We start from the raw sequence: 25,394 nt of genomic DNA on the forward strand, positions 1-25,394 counted from the left end.
TGCGAGTGCGGTCAGCTTGTCGGTCGCAGGCGCAGGCCGTGCATGCCGCCGTCGACGGCGAGCACGGTGCCGGTGATGGCCGAAGCCGACGGGTCGGCCAGGAACGCGATGGCCGCCGCGATTTCCTCGGCGGTCACCAGCCTTCCGGTGGGCTGGCGGGCCCGCAGGGCGCGGAGTTCGCCTTCGGGGTTCGGCGCCGAGTCGAGCAGCCTGCGCACCCAGGGCGTGTCCGCGGTGCCGGGGTTGACGCAGTTGACCCGGATGCCCTCGGCGATGTGGTCGGCGGCCATCGCCAGCGTCAGGGACTGCACAGCGCCTTTGCTCGCGCTGTAGAGCGCCCGGTCGGGCAGGCCCGCGGTGGCGGCGATGGAGCAGGTGTTGACGATCGACGCCGCGGACGAGTCCCGCAGGTGCGGCAGTGCGGCCCTGGTCACGCGGACGATGCCCAGCACGTTGACGTCCAGGACCCGCCGCCAGGTCTCCAGCGTTCCGGCCTCGATGGTGCCCTGCGCGCCGATGCCGGCGTTGTTGACGAGGATGTCGATGCCGCCCATCGACTCCGCGGCCCGCTCGACCGCCGTGGCCACCGAGCGCGGGTCGGTGACGTCGGCCTGGATACCCCGCAGCGGCGGCATCACCGCCGCGGGGTCGAGGTCGAGGCAGCACACCGCCGCGCCGCGCTCGGCGAGCAGCGTGGCCGTGGCCAGCCCGATGCCGGAGCCGCCGCCGGTGACGATAGCCCGGAGCCCGGTCGGCGGTCTGCTCATGACGTGGACCTCAACTCGGTCCACACCGGCCCGTTCGGGTAGGCGTACCGGGCAAGCGATTCGGGGCGGATGGTCGCGCCGAACCCCGGCGCGGTGGGTGCGCGGTAGCGTCCATTGTGGATCTGGACGGGGTCGACGAAGTGCTCGTGCAGGTGGTCGACATACTCGATCACGCGGTCCTGCGACGACCCGGACACCGCGATGTAATCGAACATCGACAGGTGCTGTACCAGTTCGCACAGCCCGACACCGCCCGCGTGCGGGCACACCGGCACGCCGAACTTGGCCGCGAGCAGCAGGATCGCGATGTTCTCGTTGACCCCGGCGACCCGTGCCGCGTCCAGTTGCAGAAACGACAGCGCACCGGCCTGAAGGAGTTGTTTGAACACGATGCGGTTCTGCACGTGCTCTCCGGTGGCCACCTTCACCGGAGCGATGGCCCTGGCGATGGTGGCGTGGCCGAGCACATCGTCGGGGCTGGTGGGCTCCTCCACCCACCAGGGATCGAACGGAGCCAATTCCCGAACCCAGCCGATGGCGTCGCTGACATCCCAGCGCTGGTTGGCGTCCACCGCGATGCGGATCGCGGGGCCGACGGTCTCCCGCGCGATGCGCATACGTCGGATGTCGTCGGCAAGGTCGGCGCCGACCTTGAGCTTGATCTGCGTGAACCCGTCCAGCACGGCTTGCCTGCACAGGCGGCGCAGGGTGTCGTCGTCGTAGCCGAGCCAGCCCGGCGAGGTCGTGTAGGCGGGATAGCCGCGCTCGAGCAACTCGGCCTTGCGCGCCGACCTGCCGGGTTCGGCCCTCCGCAGGATCTCCAGCGCCTGTCCCCTGGTCAGCGCGTCGGACAGATAGCGGAAGTCGACCAGGTCGACGATCTGTTCGGGGTCGAGATCGGCCAGCAGGGACCACAGTGGCCGGTTCGCGCGCTTGGACTTGAGATCCCACAGGGCGTTGACCACCGCCGAGACGGCCATGTGCAGCACACCCTTCTCCGGGCCGAGCCACCTCAGCTGGGAGTCGTGCACCATGTCCTTCCACACCGACCCGAGATCGTCCAGTGTCTCGTCCAGCCGCCGTCCGACCACTGAGGACCGGAGCGCGTCGATGGCCTTGGCCTGGATGTCGTTGCCCCGGCCGATCGTGAAGGCGAACCCGTGCCCTTCGATCCCGTCCTCGGCGTCGGTGCCGATCACGACGTAGGCCGCGGAGTAGTCGGGGTCGGGGTTCATCGCGTCCGAGCCCGCCAACTCCAGCGAGGTCGGGAAGCGGATGTCGTGGATGTCCAGTCCGGTGATGTGCGCGATCACGCCTGCCCCACTTCCTGCCGCTGTCCGCCGAGGCCGTCGATCTCCACCCGCATCACGTCGCCCGCCCGCAGGTAGGGCTGGGGATCGGGGTGGCCGAGAGCGACACCGGCGGGGGTTCCGGTGTTGATGACATCCCCCGGTCGGAGAACCATGAACTGGGAGACGTAGCGGACGATCTCGGCCACCCCGAAGAGCATGTTGTTGGTGGAGCCGTGCTGGCGGAGAACGCCGTTGACCCACAGCCGCATGCCCAGCCGGTGCGGGTCGGGCACCTCGTCGGCGGTGACCAGCCACGGCCCCATCGGGTTGAAGGTCTCGCATGACTTGCCCTTGTCCCACTGCCCGCCGCGCTCCAGCTGGAACTCGCGTTCGGAGACGTCGTTGCTGATCGCGTACCCGGCGATGCAGGCCATCGCCTGCTGGTGGTTGTCCAGGTACCGGGCGGTGCGGCCGATCACGACGGCGAGTTCGACCTCCCAGTCGGTCTTGACGCTGCCCCTGGGGATGAGCACCCGGTCGTATGCGCCGACCACCGTGTCGGGTGCCTTCATGAACAGCACCGGCTCGGCGGGCGTCTCCGCACCGGTCTCGGCGGCGTGGTCCACGTAGTTCAGCCCGACGCAGACGACCTTTCCCGGCTGGGCGATCGGAGGCCCGATCCGCAGGCCCGCGGGCACCTCCGGCAGGCCACCGGCCACCACGGCGGCCCGAGCGCGGGCGGTGCCATCGCCTGCCAAGAACTCGCCGTCGATATCGGGCACCACCGTCGACAGATCGAGCAGGCGCCCCGACTCGTCCACCACGGCGGGACGCTCCTCGCCCGCCGGGCCCACCCGAAGCAGTCTCACCGCGTCGCCCTCCAAACATCTGATGTATGGGAGGACCTTATGGAGACGAGTCGGAAGTGCTCAAGGAAACGTGCGATAGGCGTCGGCTATAGATCGGATGGGCACTGTGATCAGGACGCGGAAAGACAGGCAAGGAACGCGTCGACGGCGGGCGTGTGGTGATGCCAGCGGCGGTAGGCGACGTGGAGTTGGGCGGTGATGTCCTCCGGGCGCAGCGGCACGATGACGACGCCTTCGCGGCGGAGGGAGGCGTTGGACATCGCCTGCACGCACACACCCACTCCCGCGGCCACCAAGGCCAGTTGCGCGACGAGGCTGTCGCCGATGCCCTCGATCACGGGCGTGAACCCGTGTGCGTGGCAGGCATCGGTGAGCAGGTCGTGGAAGGACGGCCCGAGGTGGCGGGGCCAGCTGACGAAGGTCTCCTCGGCCAGTTCGGCCAGCCGTAACTCGGTGCGGCCCGCGAACGGGTGGTCGGCGGGCAGATACACCAGGAATGGCTCGTCGAAGAGTTTGCGGGTAACGATCGCGCGGTCGCCTGCGACCTGGCGGAGCACGGCGACGTCCAGCGTGCCGTCCAGCAGTCCCCGCTCCTGCGACGAGCTGTCGCTGAAATGCCGCAGCTCAACGGTGACCTTCGAGTTCGCCTCGCGCATGCGGCTAATGATGTCGGGCAGCGGCCCGTTCAAGCCCGCACCGAGCGTGCCGACGATCAGCCGCCCGAGCCTGCCCGCCTTCAGATCGTGCACGGCGCCTGCCGCCCGCTCGGCCTCGGCCAGGGTGCGCTGCGCGCCGCGCAGCAGGATCTCACCCGCCTCGGTCAGGGTGACCTGCCTGCTCGTGCGGTTGACCAGAGTGGCCCGCAGCTCCGTTTCGAGCAGGTGCAACTGCTGGCTCAGCGACGGCTGGGCGATGCCCAACCGCTGCGCCGCCCGTCCGAAGTGAAGCTCCTGCGCGAGGACGACGAACGATCGCAACTGCCGCAGATCCATCGGCGGAACCTATCCTGAGAGGCGGGAGCCAAGGTCGCCATCGCAGCACCGGCGGATAACGATAGGGCCGCACCGCACCCCCGCCTCTAGGCTCTGATCAGCACGTACAGCACGCCAACGGTTCCGGTCGCCGCGGTGAGCGAGGTGATCAGCGCCGCGAGCAGGCCACCGGTGGGACCGTCCCCTCGGGACAAGCCCGCCAGAGTCCTGCGGTGACGGTGCCACGCGCCGATGAGGCAGAGGGCCCCGAGTGGCGCGAGGACAACGCAGGACGCCAGCGCCAGCAGTGGATTGTGTTCGGCGACGAGTCTGGAGACGGTCAACGCCAGCGTGATCAGCGCGAGGCAGGTGCGCAGCCACGATAGGGCGGTGCGCTCGGGTTGGAGACCGGCGTCCCACGGTCCTGCGTTCACCACAGCACCAGCGCGAAGGCCAGCACGCCAACCCCCGCCAGGCCCACGCCCAGCAGGATGGCCATCCACGGCGCGGGCAACGGCCGGGACAGCCGCAACGCGCGCTCGGTGACAGCCCAGTGCCGCAGCGCCCCGAGGCCGCAGGCCACACCGGTGAGGATGAGCGTCAGCGCCAGACCGGACGTCAGCCCGCCATCCGGGAGCAGTGCCCGCACGCCGACACCGGCCGCGATGGACGCCATCGACGTGCGCAGCCAGGCGAGCAGCGTCCGCTCGTTGGCCAGCGAGAACCGCGGATCGGGCTCGTGACCGACGCCGTAGACGCTTCGCGGCCTGCGCCCCGACATCGCGGTTCAGTCCTGCCCGGCGTCGCTGGCGCAGCGGAACCCCGTGTTGCCGGTGCTGCTCTCGGGCGTGTTCCGGCTTCGTGCCGCGACGCGGTACCGGTTGCAGTAGGTGCGGTGACAGAGGTAGGAGCCGCCCCTGGTGACCCTGCCCGCCCCCGCGCGGGTCGGGTCGGGGTCGGTGCGCCACCGGTCGACGCACCACTCCCAGACATTGCCTGCCACGTCGAACACCCCGAAGTCGTTCGGTGGGTAAGCGCCGACCGGCGAGGTGCCGTGGTAGCCGTCCTCCGCCGAGTTGGAGGTGGGGAACCGCCCCTGCCAGATGTTGCAGCGGTGAACCCCGCCCGGGGTGAGTTCGTCGCCCCATGGGTAGCGCCGCTGGACCAACCCGCCCCGGGCGGCGTACTCCCACTCGGCCTCGGTGGGCAGGCGTTTGCCCGCCCACCGCGCGAAGGCCCGCGCATCGTGCCAGGACACGTGCACGACGGGGTGATCACCGCGGCCGTCCACATCGCTGCCCGGTCCCTCCGGCGCCCGCCAGCAGGCCTGCCGGACCTCACACCACCACGGTGCGCCCTCCACCCGCTGCGCGGTCCGGCGCAGATGGGCGGGAAGGAACCCGGCGAAGACGAACGACCACCCGCACCGCTCGGCGTCGGTGACATGGCCGGTGTCGGCGACGAACGCGGCGAACCGGGCGTTGGTCACCGGATAGGCGTCGATGGCGAACGGCGAGAGCACGACCCGACGCACCGGGCCCTCTCCGTCGGCGGGAAACCCTGTCCTGTCGTCACAGCCCATGAGGAACTCGCCACCCGGCAACAGCACCATGCCGCCTGCTTCGGTGTCCGCCATCCGCCCTGCCGTCGACCCGGACGCCTTACCGGCTCTCGGCACCGGCGAACCGCTGGACGGGGCGCAACAGGCCGCCGAGCGCGAGGCATGCGTCATCCGGGCTTCTCCGAACAGAGTCCGTCAGGGTGTGTCACGACGGTAAGGACGGCACGGCGGGCGATGCGACGCTCTCGTGACTCTCGTTCGATCGTTTCTCGCTATCGACCGCACCCATCGCGATCGTGATCACGGCCTGCTCGAGGATTCATAGGCGCCCTCTATCCAATGAGAGCGTCGGTGTGGTGGCCATCACGTCGGTCGATTCCTACTGTTCTGCGAGTGCGCCCCGTCGATTCGAGGATCGAACCGCCCTCGCCGACCACGTGAGACCACGACGACGTCCAGCGCCACTCACGCGCTCCGCTGCCCTGAGTGGGAGCGCCGCGAACACGGGAGACAACCATGCCGGACCGTCGCACCATCCTCAAAGCAGCCTGTGCCGGGGCGCTCTCGCTCACCGCCGCACGCGCCGCGAACGCATCAGTGCCGAAGGGACACGCGCAGAGCAGCAGTTCGCATTGGACGACCGTGCCGTTGTACGGGCACACGTACAAGCCGACGGACTTCACCATCGGTGAAGTGGACCTGCTGGCGAATCGCTATCCGATGATCACCCTGGAAAAAGCGCAGGGTCTGCAAACCCACGGCAGCGCCGAGGCAGGCAGCGCCGTCGCGTACGGGCAGCTCAAGAAGAGCAACTCCTCGACGAAGGTCTTCTACTACTGGAACGCCGCGATCGTGTGGCTGAACAACTACGAGTCGCTGAAGAACGGCTTGGACCGAAGCTGGATCGTGCACCAGCGCAACGGGGAGCCCTGGATGCCGGTGACCGACGTGACACGGGGCTACGACACCTCCAATCCCGATCTGCGCGCCTGGTGGGTGCAGCAGGTCGTCAATCAGGTGAAGAAGGTCGGCTACGACGGCGTCTTCGTCGACGCCGTCGCCCGGTACAACACCAAGAAAGATGAATTGGTGAACCTGGTCGGAGCGACGAAGGCCGAAGCCATCGTCAAAGGCCAGAAAGCGATGGTCTCCCAACTGCGCAGGGCCCTCGGGACACTCGGCTCCAGCAAAACGGTCCTGTACAACGGCATCCGCTACATCCCCGACGTCTGGGACGGCACCGGCGGGTATCTGGACATCACCGACGGCGCGATGATGGAGCACTACGGCATTCACGAGCAGACCTCACCCGCGTCGATGGCCGGTGACATCAAGCTCGCCCGAAGCGTCGACAGCAAAGGCAAAATGGTCGCGTTCTGCGGCAAGTGGAATTCGGGAATGGCCAGCCCACCGGCCGAGCCCCCCACGAACTGGCCCGCCAACATCACCTTCTCGCTGGCATCGTTCCTCTGCGCGGCAGGGCCGAACTCCTTCTTCCACTACGGCAAAAGCTTCAGGTACGACGGCGGCGCACTCATGAACTTCCCCGAGCTCAACCGCTCACTCGGCAACCCCTTGGGTGCGGCCGTCCAGAACGGACGCAAATACACCCGCGAGTTCGAGCACGCCCGCGTATCACTCGATCTGAACAACATCGACACGGCACGCATCGAATGGGACTGACCAGGGTCCGCAAGTGACCATGGCCGCACCCGCCTCGCTTGATCGGCTGTGACGACCTCATCGCGAACGATCGCTCCTACATGGTGCAACTGCGCCAGGTCACCGAGCTGAAATGACCTCGTCCGGCTACTTCGTTCGTCGGCCAAGGCGAGGCCTCCAGGAACTTCCGGTCAGCAGGCGCCACATTGGCGCACTCAAGGACCAGCTCCTCCTGTGCCGTCGATGAGCCTGCCGGGCGCCCCGTAGGCAAGATTTCAGCACGGCAGGCAGGTCGCGCATTCAACCTGTCTTGTGAGGACACTGTTTGTGTAGCTGCTCAGTTTGGCGGGTTGCCCTGGTGTGGCGCCGGGGCAACCCGACCGAAACCCTTGAGCTCGCCGCTGCTCATCGCAGCCCTCTCCTAGCTGGCAGCTCGCAGGCGCTGTCATCGGCGAACACACTCAGATCGAAGCCGCCGCCGTGGTGACCGCCGGAACCTGCCCTTTTCACAGCCTGCTCGTCGGTGACCTCGCCCGAGTCATCCCACCTCGCCAACGCTGAAACTCGATGGAAACCGGGCCGCGTAGTATTGCCGATATGAAAATCCTCTGCCTTTGGACAGGAGATTTTCACGTTTCTGACGGTATTGTGGATGACCATCATTCAGAAGATCAGGTTACTTCCTTACAGGGAGGCCTACCGAAACTGAATGAGCCGTCGGGGTTGTGCTGCCAACCTTCGGTCCACACCTGACCTCCGCCCGATGAGGGCCGGCCAAGGCGCGAGGGTCGGCTGGGATCGGTGACGTTCCATAAGTGAACGGATGGACCGCGACAGCCGGGTGTCCGACCGCTCGGTCATCGAAGCCCTGCGGCGGCCCACCAACCTCGACGCAGGCCGACAGTGAGACCACTGGATCACCCTCGCCGCCGCCTACCGCGAAACCTTCCACATCACCAACCACACCCACGAACCCATCGGACCCAACCCAACGGAAGCTACGAGCATGGCGGGTTGCAGGGGAGATCGAGGCCGACATAATGCTCCCATTCAGCCATGTGCTGGTTGCCCATCGCCTGGAAAAGCAAGGCATGTCCGAACGCGTAGGCCTCGAAACGAATTTCCCGCTCATTCTCGCCAGGCTGGGCGGCGCGAGGGTCGTCCGACGTCATCGCCCGTTGAAGTGGTGAGCTTCACCCGCATCGACATCAGGTTGGTGACCAAACACCCGGCATCGGCGTGCGATCTGCCGCTTCCAGTCGTCCCCGGGTGATCGACCTGACCGCTGGGCCACCCTGCTTCCATCTCCACGTTGCTGTCCAGCTTCGGACCGTAAGAAGGCTCTGACGAAGCTAGTGATCCTGCTGCAAATGGGCTCGAACCGCGCAACCCAGCGCTCGCCACGCCCTGGCAGCAAAGGGCAGCGAACGACGCTCGTCCGATCACGACCCAGGCCCCTGTCCTTCCAAGTGCACCTTGCCATGTGGGGACACCCAGGCCTGGCGAGGCCGCGCTAGCGCTCGCCGAGGAGGCAACCGGCTGCGGCTGGGGGGCTTGCGGCCACCCGAAGCACATTGCGCACCATATCCGGATCATCGCTGATGGGATGGCCGACAGCGGGCGGATTGAAGGTCACCACATCCAACTGGTTCGCCGTGGTCAGGATGCGTTGCCGCACAGGCTTTGCTTCGTGTCATGCGCCGGACCGCGCTCCTATTGACACCAAATGAATGTCGTGTTTGTGACAGATCGTCCCCTTTAGGCCAGTAGGCTCAAGGTGTTACTCCAGACCTCGGTGACGTCGGTGTTCGCGGTGGACGCGAATGCAGGCGATGAGCCGAGGTTTTTTGCGTGGATGAGTTAAACGCAGACGGCGTCCCCAGCGGCGTTGCGGACCGTTCGCGCATCTCCTCCCGCTCGCAGTCCGCGCGGGTCCTTCTATGTGTTCAAGGAAAGAAGGCGTCATGAGACGCATTCACCTCATTGTCAAGGCCTTGCTAGGGGCCACCGTCGTGACAGCGGGAATGACAGCACTCACCCCCGCGGCGCAGGCCATCACCATTCCCGTGGCGTGCGGCGAGAACGCGCTCGTCGCGGCGGTCAACCTCGCCAACTCCACGGCGGCCAAGGACACCCTGGTGCTGGCATCGGGCTGCACCTACGGCATGTCCACCAGCCACGGCAGCGCGGCCAACGGCCAGGAAGCGCTGCCGGTCATCACCACGCCCATCGAGATGATCGGCCCGGCGACCATCACCCGCACCTCGTTGCTGCCCTTCCGCATCATGGAGGTCAGCACGACCGGAAACCTCACCCTCACCACCTCGGTCGCGATCACCAACGGCAGCGCCGTCGGTGACGGTGGCGGCATCCTGAACTTCGGTGCCGTGACCCTCACTGTGAGCAGCCTCAGCGGCAACATCGCGACCGGCGCAGGCGGCGGCCTGGCCAACGCCGACACCCCGTCAGGCAAAGCCCCAGCGGCGACCTTCACCAGAAGCCCGGTGTCCGACAACACCGCGGTGGGTCGAGGCGGAGGCATCTACAACGGCCTCCGAGGCACCCTGACCACCACCGGTGTCTCCGGCAGCCCGATGTTCATCAACGGCAACACCGGTTCGCAGGGCGGTGGCATCGCGGCGATCAACTCCACCGCCACCACGCTCACCCAGACCGCCGTGACCTCGAACCTGGCGCTGCTCACCGCAGGGGGCGTCTACCGCCTCGGCGGCACCATGACCACCACCAACTCCCCAATCACCGCGAACCTCACGAACAACTGCGTCGGCAGCGTCCCCGCGGTTCCCAACTGCACCGGCTGAACACAACCCACACAACATCTCGACGCCGACCAGTCGACAACCGGGCCGCCCACAGGGGGCGGCCCGGTTCTCACTGCACACTCCGACAGGCTCGAACGGCGGTAGCTCCGTGGACCGAGCCGGTCTTATTTTCTGTCTGAGCGCTATTGCAGCGTGGAAGTGAGGCTGCGCCCGGGCCCCGCGCGGTCAGTGGATGCTCCGATTATCGGAGTGCGCGTACCAAACGTCGGGGCATTGCGCCGATGTCATCCGGAGCCGAAGGGGCGATCCATCACGATGGTGTGGCGTGGTTTTACCCGCGGGCTATGAAGGATGCGATGCGGGCGGTGCTGATCCGTGTCTGCCGAATGGTCGGTCTGGACGCTGGTGATGCCGAGCTGATCCGGTTGGTCAACAACGCGGTATACCGGCTGGACAAACATCCTGTCGTGGTCCGGATCACGCTCGTCGCCGGCCTGGGATACCGGGCCAGGGCGGCCGTGACGGCCGCGGGTTTGTTGGCCACGCACCAGGTTCCCGCGGTGCGGCTGGTGCCGGGCATAAGCCAGCCGGTGTTCTTCGGCGGGCACGCGGCCACGTTTTGGCAGCAGGTCACGCAGACGGCGGCCCAGCCCACCGCCGCCGAACTCGGCGTACTTCTCACGCGAATGCACCGGCTCTCCCCCGCGTACGCGACGCTGCCACGGTGGAACCCCATCTCCGACCTGCGCGCCAGGATCGCCGCAGGCAGAACTTGGGCTCCCGGCGACGCGGATCTGCTGTCCCAGCACTGCGACGCGGTTGAGGACAAGCTGCATGCACTGCGCTTCCGGTTGCCCACGAGGGTGATCCACGGCGACGCGCACCTGGGCAATCTGCTCACCTCCCCGCACGGGACACTGCTGTGCGACCTGGACACCACCTGCATCGGACCCGCCGAATGGGACCTGGTGCCCATCGCGGTGGCTCAACGCCGGTTCCCCGACGCCGTCGACACGCACCGCCAGCTTGCCCAGGCTTACGGATACGACATCACCAGTTGGGACGGATTTCCCGTGCTGCGCGAAATCCGGGAACTCAAACTTGCCGCCGTCGGTCTGCCCCTGGCCCACCACAATTCCGCCATCAGTGACGAGCTTCGCCGCAGACTCCACACCATCCGCACCCACGACACCACCGCGCAGTGGTCCCGCTACCGGTAAGCCTCTCGCGCCTGGTGTCCCCTACTCCCAGGTTGCTACGCCCCAGCCGGGGCGGTTGGAGGAACCGCCGGCCTGTATATGCCGGGTAATTCGGGACTATGCGAACCGCTGTGTGTGAGCGGATCGCCGAGTTGCAGGTGACGGTCGGGGAGGGCCGAGTATGGAGGCGTTTCGGCACCATCGGCCGATCTCGCTTCCGATCTCGCCGCCGAGGTCGGAGTTCGCCCGGCGGCGACCGTGTCCGGGCTGGCGGCGGTGAGGTGACGTTGGGGTTGAACAGGGACTGTCGCCGTCACGCGGCGGTGATGCCTTGGGGAGCAGGGTGGGGTCATCTGAGGGATGAGCATGGAGGACAAGATGAGAAAGCGCACGTACTACCCGTTACTGGTGGCCGGGTTGCTGGTCATGGGCGGGCTCACCGGCGCAACCACCGCCTCCGCCGCAGCCCCTTGCACTGTGGGCCCCGGAGTGACACAGACCGACACGACGGTCACCGGATCCGGTGGGAATGACACGATCGACTGCACCAACGCGAATCCCGGAAAGACCATCAACGGCAATGGCGGCAACGACACCATTACCGGAACGGCTTTCATCGACAACCTCAACGGTAATACCGGGAACGACACTCTTACCGGTGGCGTCGGCAACGACGTACTGAGCGGTGGCCTCGGTATGGACACCCTGAGCGGCAGCGCAGGAAACGACACGCTGAGCGGCCCCGGCACCGACCTCGCGGTGGACACGCTCAACGGTGGCACCGAAACCGACTCCTGCGGACCGGTTGGCGTACCGCCGGACGTCCGCAGCAGCTGCGAATCGTAGAGACCACTGCCTCCAGCGTGTCCACTCGATCCGCCGCTTGAGGACACCACGGAGGCCCGGGCGCTCACGACTTGTCGGCACGACTTGAGCGCACCGGACGCGATAGGCGGCCAGGTCCCGGACAGGGGGACCTGGCCGTTTTCGGCGCGGGCCGCACCTGTTTCCCGCATTCGTGAGTTGCGTCGTGCGGCTATTGCGAGGATGGTTGTAATCGGACATTTTCCTCCACGGCTCCCCCGGACCCTGGGAGTGGACTCCGGTTGGGGCGCGATCTGCGCTTGTGGCCGCTCGTCACTTCACAGGGGAACAGGTAACGCGAGTTATGTTCATAATCTCCGAATTCATCGGTGTACCCGCACGCGGACACGGGCTGTGACGCTCTTAGCGCCGCCGGAAACCCGCTCTTCGCCATCCGCGGCGGGGAGGGTCGCGGGGGCGACCCTGCGCGTTGAGCTGCTCGACGGGTTCGGGCTCTCGGCCGGAGACGACGCCGTGCAGGTGTCCGCAGGCTCGGAACGCTTGCTGGCTTTCGTGGCACTGCACCGGCGAGCGGTCGGACGGCTGCTCGTTGCCGGGACCTTGTGGTCGGAGGTGTCCGAGGACCGGGCATACGCGACGTTGCGTTCCGCCTTGAGCCGCATGTCGCGAGCCAGCCGCAAGACGCTGCGGGTCACGCCGCTCAGTCTGGAACTGAGCCGGAATGTGGCAGTTGATCTGCGCGACGCGCGTGCCCTCGCCCACCGGCTCATCGGAGCCGCCCCATCCGCCGACATCGATCTCGGCTCGGCGGCGACAGCAAGCCTCTCCCTCGAACTCCTGCCGCTCTGGTACGACGACTGGGTGCTGTTCGAGGCGGAGGACTGGCGCCAGCTACGCCTCCACGCCCTGGAGGCACTCGTCGGCCGCCTCATCGATGTCAGGCGATTCGGCGATGCGACGGTGGCCGCGGGCGCGGCGGTGAACGCCGATCCGCTCCGCGAGAGCGCGCAGGCTGCGCTGATTCGCGTCCACCTCGCCGAGGGAAACCAATCCGAGGCCCTTCGTTCGTTCGGCCGGTTCAGCCGTCTCCTCCAAGCCGACCTTGGCCTGGCACCCTCACCGCGGCTCCGAGCATTGGTCGCCGACCTCGGTGCGGTGCCGCCCCGCTCCTGTCGCCTGGAGCGACGTCACGCGCCGGTGACGGCATCGGGAACAGAGTGGAGTCATCTGGGGGACAAGCAATCGAGGTAACAATGAGAACGCCCACTCTGTATCCGCTATTGGTGGCAGGCACCCTGATCATGGGCGGCCTCACCGCCGCCACCGCTGCCTCCGCCTCCACGCCTTGTGTCGTCGGACCCGGAGTGACGCAGACCGCTTCGACCGTCACCGGCTCCGGCGCGAACGACACGATCGACTGCACCAGCTCGGACGGCGGGAAGACCATCCACGGCCTCGGCGGTGACGACACCATCACTGGTACGCCGTACATCGACACCATCTACGGGGACGCAGGCGACGACACGGTCACCGGCGGCGTCGGCAACGATGTCCTGAGCGGTGGACTCGGCTCCGACACGCTGAGCGGCAGCGCGGGCAACGACGACCTGAGTGGCCCCGGCGACGACATCGCGGTGGACACGCTCAATGGTGGCGACGACACCGATTCCTGCGGACCGGTGGGCACACCGCCGGACAACCGCAACGGCTGCGAGTCATAGAAACCCTTCCCTGCCCCCATACCGGCCCACGCCGGCAGGGGTTGCCCAATCCCGCACGCTCGGGTCTTGTCGGCACACCCTGAGCGCCACGGAAGCAAGCAGCGGCCCGGTCCCGGACAAGGGGACTGGGCCGCTCCTTGCGCAGGCCGACGACACGCTTCGCGCCCAATTCTTGGACCCAACGCGCCATCATAAGAACCGCTGGCCCCAGATTAACCATGAGGCATGGTCGCCGTCTTCACTCCGTTTACTTTTTTGGGTTCTGAGCCTCCTTTACTGAATGCGATCTCCGACTTATCAGTTTTGCGCAACGGAAGCCGCGCGGAGATCCATCCTGGACGGAGGTGAGGAATCTTCGCTAGAAGACGCGCCGGTGCCTGTGGTTGCCGACCATGTGGCAGGAGCGACCCGATTCGTCGCATCGCAGCGCGAGCAGCAGGTTGGTGGCACCAAAGCTCAGGTGAGAGGGCTTTCTCGGGCGGCCTTCCCGTGATCATTCTCGACGCACCGAGCGACTTGGGCCAGTCGTCAAGACCACCGGGCCGCTGCCCGCAGAGCCACCGGAAAACGTGAATAGGCCTCAGATGGATAAGGCTGCTCGGCCTCGACCAGGCTTTTTCCAGGCCTTTGCTCATCCAGGTACATGCCAGTTTCCGTACTTATGTACCCATCACCGAATCGTTACGACCGCACCTGAAAGGCACTTCTTTCCCCTGCCCCGGGTACCGTACTGTACCTCGGGTATTGTCCAGTTTACGAACATCCCTGGTCAGAAAGATCACTGATCCTTGCTAAGTGAAAGGCCGGAAAATGTCCGAGAGAAAACGCCGCAGTCCCCAATCGCGGAAACAGGCCGTGGCGCTGGTCGCCGCGGCGAGCGCGGTGCTGACCATGGTGCTGGCTTCGGCGCCAGCGCAGGCGATCCCGCCTGCCGAGGTGCCGCCTGTCGGCGCGGACGCGGGCAGGTTCGGCCTGCCCATCCACTGCGACATCACGCTGCCGGACATGGGTGACATCAAGATCTACGACCTGGACACCTGGGTCGACATCGAGGGCGTGGCGCCCACCCAGCTGGGGCCGGGGCAGCAGTTCTTCCTGACCCAGGGCAAGGGCGGCATGGTCTTCCCCAAGGAGCTGACCTCGCTGGCCGGGCCGTTCGGCATCGACCGCGCCGACGCCACGATCACCGATATGAGCATCGGCGCGAAGAACGCCACGCCGGATACGTACAACATCGCCGAGAAACCGATCGAGCTCAAGGACATCAAGATCACCGCGGGTAAGGATCTGCATGTCGCGGTGCCCACCGACGGCAGCACGTTCCCGGACATCGGCCCGTACACCTCGCCGGATTCCGGGGTGGTGACCTTGCAGTTCCGCAGTGCGCTGGTGCACGTGACGTTGAAGTCTCCGATGATGGCGTTGAAGCTCAAGGCCAGCTGCAAGCCCAAGGCGGGCAACTCGCTGCTGTCCATGGCAGTGGGCGGTCCCAAGGGCCAGCCACCGCTGGCGTTCCACAACGTGCCGATGAACTTCCCGAAGATCAGCTCCAACACGCAGGTCGGCATCATCCACTCGCCCTACACCTGCACCGCGCAGAACTTCCCTGGCCAGTACAAGGCCAGCATCGCGGTCGGAGCACGCACCCCGCTGTCGGTTCCCCGCGGCGGCGAGATCGTGTTCACCGAATCATCCGCCGCCGTCGTCATCCCGGCGGAAACGGTGAACAAGATGATGGACCTGGGCTTCAACAAGGGCAAGGCCAAGACGACTGAGCTCAACCTGCTGGCCAGGGGCGGCACGCCCGAGGTGGTCAACGTCGGCAAGGACTTCGAGATCCCGGAGCAGACCCTGCAGCGGGACAAGGCCCTGGTGATCCCCGTGCCCTACGACGGAAGCACCCTGGAAGTCGGACACTGGAAGCCCACCGGGGACTCCTCCACCGTGACGATCTCCCTGGGCACCGCGGCCATCGAGTTCCTCGTCGAGGGCCTGCCCCCGATCAAGGTCACCTGTGAGGCGCCCTCGCCAGAGGTGATCCTGCTCGACGCGCCCGTCACCGGCTGACCGAATAAATGGAGGAAGCCGGCTGCGGTCCTGGCACGCCCCGCAGCCGGCCTTTCGGGTTCAGCAGAGAACACCACCGCCCAGCCACACATGCCTGCCCCGCCTCGCGGAATGAAGGCAACATGGCGTCGGCACGTGGAAGGCAGGACGTTCTACGTCGCGACGGACAGTTCGGGGCGGACCAAGGACCCGTCCGGCAAGCCCACCGACAGGCTGGACAACCCGGGCTCCATTGTGGAGTTCCGGTACTCGGGCTAGAGCCGGTTGCTGCGCAGTCCCCAACTGCCGCGGTAGGTCCGACCGGGCTCCAGCACGATCAGGCCGTCGCCGCTGTTGAAGGCGTTGGGCGCGGCGGTCATCGGTTCGATGGACACCCCCGCGCGCTTGGGCCTGCCTGCCGGTGCGCCGTCGTCGGTGTAGACCTGAAGGAAGCGGTGGGTCTCATCGGCCCACACCTGGATCTCATGGCCGTCCGCGGTCTTCAACGCGGCCGTCGCGATCCCGTCCGTGCGCTGCAGATCGGTGTAGCAGACGTCGAGCCGTGTGTCGGCGATGAGCTTCTCGGTCCGGAAGTCGTAGCCGGACCCGGTGACCGCGGTCTTGCCGACGGGAATGAGGCGGTCGTCGTTGGTCAGGTAGGAGTTCGCGGGCACGGTCAGCCTGCCCGCATCGGCGTTTGGGGCGACCCGCAGGTAGGGGTGGTAGCCCGCGCCGAACGGAGCGGCCTGTTTGCCCGCGTTGCGGGCGGTCAGCGTGACCTGGACGCCGTCGGTGCGCAGCAGATACTCGAGCTGGAAAGCCAGCCTGAACGGGTAACCGTACTGCGGGTGCAGAACGTAGTTCAGCACAACACGATCGCGGTGGAGCCGGACCGGCGTCCACGGCACGAAGCCGACCAACCCGTGGATGGCGTGGCCACTCCAGTGCTCGCTGACCGGCGTCTGGTGTTCGGCCCCGCCGAAGGTGTAGGTGGCGCTGTCGATCCGGTTCGCCCAGGGCAGCAGCACCTTCCCGAGGTAGCTGTCCCCCACTTCGTCCGCGTCGTGCGTGAGCAGCAGTTCGCTGTCGTCGATACGCCACGAGCGCAGCGTCGCCCCGACCTCGCCCACCACCAGCCGCTGCCGCCCGGCCGAGAGCCGGAACTGCCGTCCGGTGGCCGCGGACAAGCCGTCCTGCGCGCCTGCGGAAGGGGGAACAGCCAGCGCCGCAACGGTCCCGGCGGCCGCGACCAACGCACCGCGGCGGGATAGATCGGTCATGCCACCGACCCTAGCGAATCGGAAACGCCTTCCACCGCGGAATCGCCATCACGTCATAGGTGTAGCGCCTTCCGGTGCGGCGGCCGACTGGTGCGTTGGTCATGAGCATGTGTCCCATGCGCTACTAGATGACTGATCCTAGTGGATCTTGCCGGGCAGTCGGCGCTCAGACTCGAGAAGTGGGTGTCCAAGATCAGTATGTGACGACTGGCCTAGACACCCTCCTCACCGCACTCACCGGATGGCCATGCACGAGGGGTTGCACACCCTCACAGGCTGCGGCGACCAGCTGCGTCGCCGAAAGCGTGGAGACCACTGCGCGGTTCCACGTCCGGTGTGGTCAGGCATTCAGAGCGGACAGGTTCGCCACGCGAAGTGGTAGGTGGCCGAATCCAGCGCCAACAAGCTGGTCGTGGTCGCCGGGTCGGATGTGCCTGCCTGCACCCGCAATTCGGTGTTGAGGTTGAGGTTTCCCGGCTGGTCACACAGCGTGTGGACGATGGGCTCGATATCGGCGCCCACCTGCCATTCATCGTCTAGCAGACCACGGAAGTTGTGCACCGTGGGCGGAGGTGCAGGCTGCCCCGCGAAGTAGTACGCCCCTCGCAGCACGCCGTTCGCCCCGGTCTCCATCCCCGCGAAACCGCGGGCGTCGATCCGCCCGATGCCGTAGCTGAAGCCCTTGGGAACACCCACCTTCAGGTTGAGCTGGCAGTTCTTGCGCCAGTCCGTCGGCTTGGAGCTGACTCCCACCTTGACCACGAATTCGTGGTAGGTCACCGTGAAGGAGGTCTTGTCCGGAGACAAGGCAATGTCCACGCCTCCCGGCGGACACCCTGACCCGTTGAGGGTGACCAGTCCGATGGTGATCTGGTCAGGTGGCGGCACCGGCCCTGCAACGGCGGTCGGCGCAAGCAGCGCTGCCATGACAGCGCCGATGACAACATTGAGCATGGTTGTCTCCTCATCCCAGGAAAGTCGGATTCGATCGTGTGCGCGCATACGGGAAACCCCGGCCAGTAAAGACGTGGCGTAGCGCCGGCGGTAGCGCCATCGGCGCGACTTTCACACCGTGCATGAGTAGCGCTGTGGGTGTGCGTGCGACGCGTCGCAGTCCAGCGGGATGGCACGAATCCCGTCCTGGCCGCCGTCTGGTCGGCGGGCACGCGGTGACGGCAGATCGCTTCAGCCGCGGCGGAGGCCCGCTTGGCGTCGACGAGCTTGGTCGTGATGCGCAGGAACGCCTATCGAGCTCACTGAGCCTGAAGGCTTTCGGTGCACGACATGATGTCAATCGCGCGGTACTTCGCAGCAATCGGCGCGATTGGTGGGAGGCGATCCCGACCTCGCTGTCACTGGTGCCAGGTGCTCGGTGAGTTTCTCAGAGCAGCGAGTCGATGTGTGTGGCCAGTTCCGCTGGTGAAGCGTGTGCCCACACTTCGGCGGGGTGAGCCGGGGGGGGAATGGGAGCCACAGCGCGGTCGGTCGGGCGCGTACGGTCGTCTGGTCGCCAGGAGACAGGGCGGTCCCGGGTCGCAATGCCGGTGGCTACTTGCGCGAACAACTCGGCGCCACGTACCTCTCGACCGGTTTGACGTTTGACCATGGGTCGGTCGAGTTGGACGGGAAGGCAACGTCGGTCGGTACTCCGCCTGCCGACTTCGCCGACGCTCTCTTGGGGAGCGTCGGGCTCGAGGGCTTCTTGCTCGACCTCCGGGGCGAGGATTCAGCAGCGGCGCGTGCTGTTGCCGACGCTCCAGCCAAACTGCGGTTGCCCGGACCACGTTTCGATCCCACCTGGCCTGCCAGCACGTCCGGCGGGACGCTGTCCGAGTTCTTCGACGTCGTGCTGCATGTTCGTGAAGTCTCGCCGACCACGCAGCCGCATTGATCACCAGGAGTCCGCATCTCCTGCGCCCCGTCGGTACAGGTCGAAGTTGGGAGGTGTGGCTAAGTCCTAGCGCTCGAGTGGCTTGAATATCGGTTGTCGACTCGGTGCTTTCGGAATCTATGTGAACTTGTCTCGGGAATGTTGACGGCAATGGCACAGTTGGGAGCCACTTTGCGATGCGGATTTGTGTCCGGAGTATGGTCCGCTTATACCCGGATGGGCGACGTCAAGCCGGGCGATGGTGGCGATTGACAAAGAGGGTTGCCGTGTTGGACGAAGTTTTGGCGGCGTTGGCTTCTGCTGGTGCGAGTGCACTGGGGACTGCGATAGGAACCAGTGCCTGGGGTGAGGTGCGTTCCGGGTTCGCGCGGCTGTTCGGGCAGGGGGACAGTAGGCGCGCTGCGCTCGCGGAAGCGCGGCTGGATACGACTGCGGCCGCGGTGGCTCATGCCGGGGACTTGGGCGAGGCCAGAAGTCGGGAAGAGTCGATGTGGCGCACACGGTTGGCCGATCTGCTGGAGGAATATCCGCAGGCAGGCGATGAGCTGAGGGTGCTGGTCGAATCGTTCGGGGCGCGATTCGGCGGTGGAACAGGAATTTCCCAGGTCAACATCGCACGAGATCGGGCGACGGTAAACGCGGTGCAGGGCGGCCACCAGCACAATTACAACGGCGCTGGTCACGTTTCTGGTAGATGATGGGCGAACGCACTTTTCGGCGAGCCGACGTCTCCGCAGTGCGGCAGCACAATCGACAAGTCAATATGGCGACCACGGTAAACGCCGTGCAGGGCGGCGATCAGTACGTCTACAACCATGGTCCGGAAAGCCGATTCCATCTCCAGTCCTTGTCGGACATCGGCAGGCCAGACGTATCCGAGCTGCGACGCCAGCCCAGTCAACTTCTGAGCGCTCGCAACCAGGTAGTCGACTTCACCGGCAGAGAGCCGGAACTGGACCAGCTCAGGCGGTGGCGGAGAGCGGCGCACAGGCATAGCGCTCTCCTGGTTCACGCACCGGGTGGCCAAGGAAAGACCCGGCTCGCGGCTGAGTTCGCGGTTCGTTCGATGGCGGCGAACTGGACAGTCGCATTCGCTCACCGCGGGTCCGAGGCCGAGGCGCCGATCGACCCGGCAGAGAACGCGAGCAGGCCGAAGGGGCTGCTGGTCATCGTGGACTACGCGGAGCGCTGGCCGCGGGAGAACTTGCTCGCCCTGTTCAAGGATGGCCAGCTCCGTCGGGACAGGCCTACCCGCATCCTGCTGCTCGCGCGGTCCGCGCGCTGGTGGGGGCTGCTGCGTCATCAGTTGTACAAGCTCGGAATCCACGTCGGGGCCTACCGGCTCACCGAGCTCTCGGCGAGTCTGGCTTCCCGCCGCCAGGTCTTCGAAACCGCACGGGAGGGTTTCGCCTCCGCGCTCGGTGTCGACGCGGATATGGCCGAGCCTGCGGGCTCCCTGGCGGACCCCAGCTATCGGTCGGTGCTGACCATCCACATGGCCGCGTTGGCGGCGGTCGACGCCTGCGATCGCAATCGGCAGCCGCCCGCCCATCCCGGTGCGCTGGCGAGCTATCTGCTGGACCGGGAGATCGACCATTGGGCGTCGCTGCGGGAAGCCGCGGTGATCGAGAGCCGCCCGCAGGCGATCAAGCGGGCGGCACTGGTGGCGACCTTGACCGGGCCGATGACCTATGACGAGGGGGTGCGGCTGGTCCAGCGGGTCGGGCTGGCTGCCAACGAGATCGACGCCGCCCTGATATTGAGCGACCACGGCACGTGTTATCCGCCGGTCGACGAGGGAACGGTTCTCGAGCCGCTGTCTCCGGACAGGTTGGGCGAGGATTTCGTGGCGGAGTGTTTGCCTGGTGCGCCGCCGAGCGACGCGGGCGGGGCGGTGCTGGCCGATCCGTGGAGTACTCACGCCCTGTCGCGGATACTCGTTCCCGCAGGCGTGCAGGAGCTTCCGCGGTCGCGGTGCGGGCAGACGGTCACCGTTCTCGCCGAGACCGGCAAGCGCTGGTCGCACGTCCGGCAGCAATTGCACACCCTGCTGCACAGCGATCCGGCCCTGGTGTTCACCGCGGGCGGCGCCGCGCTGATGACGATCGCCGACATCGCCGACGTCCATCTGCTGGAGGCAATCGAGAAGAGGTTGCCCGACCGTCACGTGGAATTCGACGCGGCGGCCGCGCGGATCGTGCAGCGGTTGACCAAGCACCGGCTGGAGCGCACAGACTGTCCCGCGACCCAGGCGCATCTGCGCACCGTGCTCGCTCAGCGGCTGGGCAATGCGGGCGCCTACGACCAGGCGCTGAAGGTGATCGTTCCCGCCGTCCGCAGTCTCCGGCGCCTGGCCGAACGCTCCCCCGACCTGTACGAGGCAGGCCTCGCGCAGTCGCTGCACAGTCTCGGCACCTATTTCGCAGGCACGGGGCGGAAAGCGGAGGCGCTGGCGGCCACGGACGAAGCGGTGTCCATCCGCAGGCGTCTCGTCGCGGACAACCCCGCCGTGCACGAGCCCGGGCTGGCGTCCTCGTTGAACAACCTCGCCTCCGACCTGTCCAACCTGGACTGGCGGGAGGCCGCATACGCGTCCACCGACCGGGCCGTCGCCATCTGGGAACGGTTGGCCGTGGACAATCCCGCGTTGTACGAGCCCTGCCTCGCGGCGTCGTTGAACAATCTGGGCAGCCACCTCGCTTCGATCGGACGCCTGCAGGACGCTCTTGTCGCCGCCGAGAAGTCGGCGGCCATCTACCAACGGCTGGTTGCCGATCGGCCTGCTGTTTTCCTGCCGGATCTCGCGGGTTCCCTGCACAACGTCGGTCTGTACTCCTCGGAACTCGGAGACCTGGCGCATGCGCTGACCGCCACCAAAGAGGCGGTCGTCATCCGCGAGAAGCTCGCCGGGACAAATCCCGCCGTCCACGACTCGGATCTCGCTCTGTCAGTGCACAACATGGCGGTCATGCACTCTCAGCTTGGCCAGGAAACCCTGGCTCTCGCTTGGGGGAACAAGGCTCTTGACCTGTATGAGCGACTGCTGACGGTCGACCGCTCGGCGTACTACCCGCTCTTCGCACGAGCTCTGCACAACCAGGCGACCTACCTCGCACAGGCCGGATTCGCGAAAGAGGCATTCGACGCCTCCCGGCAGACCGTGGACATCCGGAGCAGGCTGGTCGAGTCCTGCCTCGTCGAGTACGAGGACCTCCTGGGCTCGGTGTTCAAGCGACTGGGCGTGCAGCTGCCCGGCTTCCGGCGACCGGGAACCACAGGTGTCTCATCCGATGAGCGGATCCGCGGTCTGCAGCTGTCCGTGGACGCGATTTGCGCCGTCGAACCGACCGCCGCCGAGCAGTCGGCGAAAAACCTGGCCGCCCGCCTCGCGCGGACGGCTCGGCTCAACGCGGCGCTGGCCGCGGCAGACCCGGCGGCAGCGGCCCAGTTGAAGGCCGCCGCGGCCGAACTCGCCGTGGGTGAGGCGCAGCTTGCCCGATCGCTGAGTGATCACAGCACCCACCTCGCCGGTGTCGGCCGGGTCGCCGAAGCGCTTTCCGCCGCTGAACAGGCCGCGGAAAGCTATCGGCGGCTCGCCGCTGTCGACCCGGAGACGCATCGGTGGGAGCTGTTCTCGGCGCTGGCCAAGCTGGGTCTACGCCTCGTCGAGAAGGGACAACGAGAAGAGGCCCTCGCTTCGACGCGGTGCGCGGTGCTGGTGGCGCATCAATTCGTGAGCGGTTCTGCCCCGTCGGCGCACTGGGCGGGTCTGCTCAGTGCCTTCGCCTGGGTTCGCAGGGTGGCTGCGCTTGAGCTCGATGCCGCCTTCGTGGCAAGCCAACACGCGGTGGCCGCATACGGCAGCCTCATGCGTGCCGAATCGACGGCATTCGCCCACGAACTGTGCGCGGCGATGGACACGCTCGCGCAGCTGTCAGCGGAACTGGGCCGGACCGACACCGCGGCGACCACTCGCCGGGCGGTGGCCGAGATCAGGGAACGGTGCAGGGCCGCCAACAGCCCGTCCCACGCTCCTGTCCTCGCCTCGGCGTCCTCCATGCGCGGGGTGTGGCTGGCGGATGTGGGCGACCAGTTCGACACGGCGCTGTTCCTGCGGCCGGTGATGCACGTTTGATCACACCGACCGGCTGCTGGAACACCTGACCGGCGCATCCGCGGGATGACCGTCGGGAAGGAACGAGCCCGGCCGATCGCTGGATCGGCCGGGCTCGTCGGTGGGCTTGATCAGGCGAGGTCGAACCGGTCGAGGTCCATGACCTTGGTCCAGGCCGCGACGAAGTCGGCCACGAACTTCTCGCGGGCGTCTTCGCTGGCGTAGACCTCCGCGAGGGCCCGCAGTTGGGAGTTGGAGCCGAAGATGAGGTCGACCGCGGTGGCGGTCCACTTCACCTCGTCGGTGGCCGAATCGCGGATCTCGTACACGTTCTCGTCGGACTCCGACGCCTTCCACCGGGTACCCGGCGAGAGCAGGTTGGCGAAGAAGTCGTTGGTGAGCACGCCGGGCCGGTCGGTGAGAACGCCGTGGCGGCTGCCGCCGACGTTCGCCCCGAGGGAGCGCAGGCCGCCGACGAGGACGGTCATCTCGGGTGCGGTCAGGTCGAGCATGTAGGCGCGCTCGACGAGCAGCACCTCCGGCTGGAGCTTCTCCCCGGCACGCAGGTAGTTGCGGAACCCGTCGGCGCGGGGCTCGAGGACCCGGAACGACTCGACGTCGGTCTGCTCCTGGCCTGCGTCGGTGCGGCCGGGGTGGAACGGCACGGTCACCTCGACGCCCGCCTCGCGCGCCGCCTTCTCGACGGCGGCCGAGCCCGCCAGCACGATCAGGTCGGCGAGGGAGATCTTGGCGCCGCCCGCTTCGTTGAACTCGCGCTGGACGCCCTCGAGGATCTCCAGGACCTGCGCCAGCTGCTCGGGCTGGTTGACCTCCCAGCTGCGCTGGGGCTCGAGGCGGATCCGCGCGCCGTTGGCGCCGCCGCGCTTGTCGGTGGACCGGAAGCTCGCGGCGGAGGCCCACGCGGTGGTGATCAGCTGCGCGGTCGTGAGGCCGGAGTCGAGGACCTTCGCCTTGAGGGCGGCGATGTCGTTGTCGCCGACGAGGTCGTGGTCGACGGCGGGCACCGGGTCCTGCCACAGCTGGGGCTCGGGGACCCACGGTCCCAGGAAGCGGCTGACCGGACCCATGTCACGGTGCAGCAGCTTGTACCAGGCCTTGGCGAACGCCAGCGCGAATTCGTCGGGGTTTTCCAGGAAGCGGCGGGAGATCTTCTCGTAGGCCGGGTCGACGCGCAGCGACAGGTCGGTCGTGAGCATCGTCGGCTTGTGCTTCTTGGACGGGTCGTGGGCGTCCGGGATGATCGCCTCGGCGTCCTTGGCGACCCACTGCTTTGCGCCGCCGGGGCTGGTGGTGAGCTCCCACTCGTAGCCGAAGAGGATCTCGAAGAAGCGGTTGCTCCACTGCGTCGGCACATCGGTCCACGTCACCTCGAGACCGCTGGTGATCGTGTCGGGGCCCTTGCCGCTGCCGTAGGTGCTCAACCAGCCAAGGCCCTGCGCCTCCAGTTGGGCGCCCTCGGGCTCCGGGCCGACGTGGTCGTCGGCGACCCCGGCGCCGTGGGTCTTGCCGAAGGTGTGGCCGCCCGCGATGAGGGCGACGGTCTCCTCGTCGTTCATCGCCATCCTGGCGAAGGTCTCCCGGATGAAGTGGGCCGCCTCGGCCGGGTTCGCGTTGCCGCGCGGTCCCTCGGGGTTGACGTAGATGAGTCCCATCTCGGTGGCGCCGACCTCGGGCACCATTTCCCTGTCGGAGGCGTAGCGCGAGTCACCCAGCCAGGCGTCCTCCGGGCCCCAGAAGATCTCCTCGGGCTCCCAGACGTCCTCGCGGCCGAAACCGAAACCGAAGGTCTTGAAGCCCATCGACTCCAGGGCGACGTTGCCCGCGAGCACGAGCAGGTCGGCCCAGGAGATCTTCTGGCCGTACTTCTGCTTGACCGGCCACAGCAGCCGGCGCGCCTTGTCGAGGTTGGCGTTGTCCGGCCAGCTGTTGAGCGGGGCGAAACGCTGACCGCCGTCGCCCGCGCCGCCGCGGCCGTCGTGGATGCGGTAGGTACCAGCGGCGTGCCAGCTCATCCGGATCATCAGGCCGCCGTAGTGACCGAAGTCCGCGGGCCACCAGTCCTGCGAGGTGGTGAGGACCTCGGCGATGTCACGCTTGAGGGCCTCCACGTCGAGGGTGGAGAACTCCTTGGCGTAGCTGAAGCTCTCCCCCAGCGGGTTGCCCTTCGACGAGTGCGCGTGCAGCACCGAGAGGTCAAGCTGGTTGGGCCACCAGTCCCGGTTCGTGCGCGGACGCCCACCCGTCTTGGGGGTCGGCGAGTCGATCGCGGGGTTCTCGCTCTCGCTGCCGTGGGCGGTCACCGAGTCGTGCACGACCGGGCAGCCTGCCGCCGCCTTCTGGTCCACGCCCTGCGCGCTGGAGGTGGGCGTTGTGTCGCTCATCTGCTTCCTTC

At 67.0% G+C, this 25,394-nt stretch carries 24 protein-coding genes; 11 read left to right on the forward strand and 13 right to left on the reverse strand.

Annotation, left to right across the window (positions count from 1 at the left end; genetic code table 11):
• Nucleotides 1-11: 11 nt before the first annotated feature.
• From ACU6XJ_RS25570 to ACU6XJ_RS25600, 7 genes are all read right to left on the reverse strand, one after another.
• On the reverse strand, nt 12-767 hold the full coding sequence (locus ACU6XJ_RS25570; protein WP_476316821.1) for an SDR family NAD(P)-dependent oxidoreductase: 756 nt from the start codon (nt 765-767) through the stop codon (nt 12-14).
• Entirely contained in the window at nt 764-2,077 is a 1,314-nt protein-coding gene (locus tag ACU6XJ_RS25575; RefSeq protein ID WP_476318633.1) for an L-fuconate dehydratase, read from the reverse strand. Before ACU6XJ_RS25575 ends, ACU6XJ_RS25570 begins: the two co-directional genes overlap by 4 nt.
• The gene (locus ACU6XJ_RS25580; RefSeq protein ID WP_476316824.1) at nt 2,077-2,928 is read right to left on the reverse strand and encodes a fumarylacetoacetate hydrolase family protein; all 852 of its coding nucleotides are present in this window, start codon (nt 2,926-2,928) and stop codon (nt 2,077-2,079) included. The genes ACU6XJ_RS25575 and ACU6XJ_RS25580 overlap by 1 nt, the downstream gene beginning before the upstream one ends.
• A 110-nt stretch (nt 2,929-3,038) precedes the next feature.
• A complete protein-coding gene (locus tag ACU6XJ_RS25585) occupies nt 3,039-3,920 on the reverse strand; it encodes a LysR family transcriptional regulator (protein WP_476316827.1) in 882 nt (293 codons plus the stop codon).
• Nucleotides 3,921-4,006: 86 nt separating this feature from the next.
• Nucleotides 4,007-4,333 carry a YidH family protein gene (locus ACU6XJ_RS25590; RefSeq protein ID WP_476316830.1) on the reverse strand — a complete coding sequence of 109 codons (327 nt, stop codon included), beginning with the start codon at nt 4,331-4,333 and terminating at the stop codon, nt 4,007-4,009.
• Nucleotides 4,330-4,680, reverse strand: coding sequence for a YidH family protein (locus tag ACU6XJ_RS25595; protein ID WP_476316833.1), 351 nt, complete (start codon nt 4,678-4,680; stop codon nt 4,330-4,332). The genes ACU6XJ_RS25590 and ACU6XJ_RS25595 overlap by 4 nt, the downstream gene beginning before the upstream one ends.
• A 6-nt stretch (nt 4,681-4,686) precedes the next feature.
• The gene (locus ACU6XJ_RS25600; protein ID WP_476316836.1) at nt 4,687-5,631 is read right to left on the reverse strand and encodes a formylglycine-generating enzyme family protein; all 945 of its coding nucleotides are present in this window, start codon (nt 5,629-5,631) and stop codon (nt 4,687-4,689) included.
• 345 nt (nt 5,632-5,976) lie between these two features.
• On the opposite strand from ACU6XJ_RS25600, the gene ACU6XJ_RS25605 reads away from it, so the two are divergent.
• The gene (locus ACU6XJ_RS25605; RefSeq protein ID WP_476316839.1) at nt 5,977-7,143 is read left to right on the forward strand and encodes a putative glycoside hydrolase; all 1,167 of its coding nucleotides are present in this window, start codon (nt 5,977-5,979) and stop codon (nt 7,141-7,143) included.
• Nucleotides 7,144-7,527: 384 nt separating this feature from the next.
• On the opposite strand, the gene ACU6XJ_RS25610 is transcribed toward ACU6XJ_RS25605, so the two are convergent.
• Together ACU6XJ_RS25610 and ACU6XJ_RS25615 are read right to left on the reverse strand one after the other, a co-directional pair.
• Complete coding sequence (locus ACU6XJ_RS25610; RefSeq protein WP_476316842.1) at nt 7,528-7,785, reverse strand: hypothetical protein; 258 nt, start codon at nt 7,783-7,785, stop codon at nt 7,528-7,530.
• 850 nt (nt 7,786-8,635) lie between these two features.
• On the reverse strand, nt 8,636-8,800 hold the full coding sequence (locus ACU6XJ_RS25615) for a hypothetical protein (protein WP_476316845.1): 165 nt from the start codon (nt 8,798-8,800) through the stop codon (nt 8,636-8,638).
• Between the two features lie 346 nt (nt 8,801-9,146).
• On the opposite strand from ACU6XJ_RS25615, the gene ACU6XJ_RS25620 reads away from it, so the two are divergent.
• The 7 genes from ACU6XJ_RS25620 to ACU6XJ_RS25650 all read left to right on the forward strand — a co-directional run bounded on the left by ACU6XJ_RS25620 (nt 9,147) and on the right by ACU6XJ_RS25650 (nt 15,975).
• Nucleotides 9,147-9,944 (forward strand): hypothetical protein, encoded by a 798-nt coding sequence (locus ACU6XJ_RS25620; protein ID WP_476316848.1) that lies wholly within the window; start codon nt 9,147-9,149, stop codon nt 9,942-9,944.
• Between the two features lie 305 nt (nt 9,945-10,249).
• Complete coding sequence (locus ACU6XJ_RS25625; RefSeq protein WP_476316851.1) at nt 10,250-11,125, forward strand: phosphotransferase enzyme family protein; 876 nt, start codon at nt 10,250-10,252, stop codon at nt 11,123-11,125.
• A 345-nt stretch (nt 11,126-11,470) separates the two neighbouring features.
• Nucleotides 11,471-11,950, forward strand: coding sequence for a calcium-binding protein (locus ACU6XJ_RS25630; protein WP_476316854.1), 480 nt, complete (start codon nt 11,471-11,473; stop codon nt 11,948-11,950).
• Nucleotides 11,951-12,322: 372 nt separating this feature from the next.
• Nucleotides 12,323-13,180, forward strand: coding sequence for an AfsR/SARP family transcriptional regulator (locus ACU6XJ_RS25635; RefSeq protein ID WP_476316857.1), 858 nt, complete (start codon nt 12,323-12,325; stop codon nt 13,178-13,180).
• A gap of 2 nt (nt 13,181-13,182) precedes the next feature.
• Nucleotides 13,183-13,650, forward strand: coding sequence for a calcium-binding protein (locus tag ACU6XJ_RS25640; protein ID WP_476316860.1), 468 nt, complete (start codon nt 13,183-13,185; stop codon nt 13,648-13,650).
• An 810-nt stretch (nt 13,651-14,460) separates the two neighbouring features.
• On the forward strand, nt 14,461-15,717 hold the full coding sequence (locus tag ACU6XJ_RS25645; RefSeq protein ID WP_476316863.1) for a hypothetical protein: 1,257 nt from the start codon (nt 14,461-14,463) through the stop codon (nt 15,715-15,717).
• Between the two features lie 135 nt (nt 15,718-15,852).
• Nucleotides 15,853-15,975, forward strand: coding sequence for a hypothetical protein (locus ACU6XJ_RS25650; protein WP_476316866.1), 123 nt, complete (start codon nt 15,853-15,855; stop codon nt 15,973-15,975).
• Here the strand turns inward: ACU6XJ_RS25650 and ACU6XJ_RS25655 are convergent.
• Both ACU6XJ_RS25655 and ACU6XJ_RS25660 read right to left on the reverse strand, forming a co-directional pair.
• Complete coding sequence (locus ACU6XJ_RS25655) at nt 15,972-16,976, reverse strand: aldose 1-epimerase family protein (RefSeq protein WP_476316869.1); 1,005 nt, start codon at nt 16,974-16,976, stop codon at nt 15,972-15,974. The genes ACU6XJ_RS25650 and ACU6XJ_RS25655 overlap by 4 nt on opposite strands.
• 348 nt (nt 16,977-17,324) lie before the next feature.
• The gene (locus ACU6XJ_RS25660; RefSeq protein ID WP_476316871.1) at nt 17,325-17,930 is read right to left on the reverse strand and encodes a DUF4360 domain-containing protein; all 606 of its coding nucleotides are present in this window, start codon (nt 17,928-17,930) and stop codon (nt 17,325-17,327) included.
• Nucleotides 17,931-18,423: 493 nt separating this feature from the next.
• On the opposite strand from ACU6XJ_RS25660, the gene ACU6XJ_RS25665 reads away from it, so the two are divergent.
• Both ACU6XJ_RS25665 and ACU6XJ_RS25670 read left to right on the forward strand, forming a co-directional pair.
• Nucleotides 18,424-18,867 (forward strand): erythromycin esterase family protein, encoded by a 444-nt coding sequence (locus ACU6XJ_RS25665; RefSeq protein WP_476316874.1) that lies wholly within the window; start codon nt 18,424-18,426, stop codon nt 18,865-18,867.
• 266 nt (nt 18,868-19,133) lie between these two features.
• Nucleotides 19,134-19,565, forward strand: a complete 432-nt coding sequence (locus tag ACU6XJ_RS25670; protein WP_476316877.1) for a hypothetical protein — start codon at nt 19,134-19,136, stop codon at nt 19,563-19,565.
• On the opposite strand, the gene ACU6XJ_RS25675 is transcribed toward ACU6XJ_RS25670, so the two are convergent.
• Complete coding sequence (locus ACU6XJ_RS25675) at nt 19,547-19,861, reverse strand: hypothetical protein (protein ID WP_476316880.1); 315 nt, start codon at nt 19,859-19,861, stop codon at nt 19,547-19,549. The genes ACU6XJ_RS25670 and ACU6XJ_RS25675 overlap by 19 nt on opposite strands.
• Before the next feature lie 72 nt (nt 19,862-19,933).
• Between ACU6XJ_RS25675 and ACU6XJ_RS25680 the strand changes: the two genes are divergently transcribed.
• Nucleotides 19,934-23,002 (forward strand): tetratricopeptide repeat protein, encoded by a 3,069-nt coding sequence (locus ACU6XJ_RS25680; protein WP_476316883.1) that lies wholly within the window; start codon nt 19,934-19,936, stop codon nt 23,000-23,002.
• Between the two features lie 110 nt (nt 23,003-23,112).
• On the opposite strand, the gene katG is transcribed toward ACU6XJ_RS25680, so the two are convergent.
• Nucleotides 23,113-25,383: a catalase/peroxidase HPI gene (gene katG, locus ACU6XJ_RS25685; protein ID WP_476316885.1), complete on the reverse strand. Its 2,271-nt coding sequence runs from the start codon at nt 25,381-25,383 to the stop codon at nt 23,113-23,115.
• Nucleotides 25,384-25,394: the final 11 nt, after the last annotated feature.

The organism is Actinorectispora metalli (assembly GCF_056323685.1).

Bases quoted from the DNA above. Each gene is read 5' to 3' on its own strand.
- ACU6XJ_RS25570 (WP_476316821.1), bottom strand. From the start codon at position 767: ATGAGCAGACCGCCGACCGGGCTCCGGGCTATCGTCACCGGCGGCGGC.
- ACU6XJ_RS25585 (WP_476316827.1), bottom strand. From the start codon at position 3,920: ATGGATCTGCGGCAGTTGCGATCGTTCGTCGTCCTCGCGCAGGAGCTT.
- ACU6XJ_RS25595 (WP_476316833.1), bottom strand. From the start codon at position 4,680: ATGTCGGGGCGCAGGCCGCGAAGCGTCTACGGCGTCGGTCACGAGCCC.
- ACU6XJ_RS25600 (WP_476316836.1), bottom strand. From the start codon at position 5,631: ATGACGCATGCCTCGCGCTCGGCGGCCTGTTGCGCCCCGTCCAGCGGT.
- ACU6XJ_RS25605 (WP_476316839.1), top strand. From the start codon at position 5,977: ATGCCGGACCGTCGCACCATCCTCAAAGCAGCCTGTGCCGGGGCGCTC.
- ACU6XJ_RS25610 (WP_476316842.1), bottom strand. From the start codon at position 7,785: ATGATGGTCATCCACAATACCGTCAGAAACGTGAAAATCTCCTGTCCA.
- ACU6XJ_RS25620 (WP_476316848.1), top strand. From the start codon at position 9,147: ATGACAGCACTCACCCCCGCGGCGCAGGCCATCACCATTCCCGTGGCG.
- ACU6XJ_RS25625 (WP_476316851.1), top strand. From the start codon at position 10,250: ATGAAGGATGCGATGCGGGCGGTGCTGATCCGTGTCTGCCGAATGGTC.
- ACU6XJ_RS25630 (WP_476316854.1), top strand. From the start codon at position 11,471: ATGGAGGACAAGATGAGAAAGCGCACGTACTACCCGTTACTGGTGGCC.
- ACU6XJ_RS25640 (WP_476316860.1), top strand. From the start codon at position 13,183: ATGAGAACGCCCACTCTGTATCCGCTATTGGTGGCAGGCACCCTGATC.
- ACU6XJ_RS25645 (WP_476316863.1), top strand. From the start codon at position 14,461: ATGTCCGAGAGAAAACGCCGCAGTCCCCAATCGCGGAAACAGGCCGTG.
- ACU6XJ_RS25655 (WP_476316869.1), bottom strand. From the start codon at position 16,976: ATGACCGATCTATCCCGCCGCGGTGCGTTGGTCGCGGCCGCCGGGACC.
- ACU6XJ_RS25660 (WP_476316871.1), bottom strand. From the start codon at position 17,930: ATGCTCAATGTTGTCATCGGCGCTGTCATGGCAGCGCTGCTTGCGCCG.
- ACU6XJ_RS25675 (WP_476316880.1), bottom strand. From the start codon at position 19,861: ATGCCTGTGCGCCGCTCTCCGCCACCGCCTGAGCTGGTCCAGTTCCGG.
- ACU6XJ_RS25680 (WP_476316883.1), top strand. From the start codon at position 19,934: ATGGCGGCGAACTGGACAGTCGCATTCGCTCACCGCGGGTCCGAGGCC.
- katG (WP_476316885.1), bottom strand. From the start codon at position 25,383: ATGAGCGACACAACGCCCACCTCCAGCGCGCAGGGCGTGGACCAGAAG.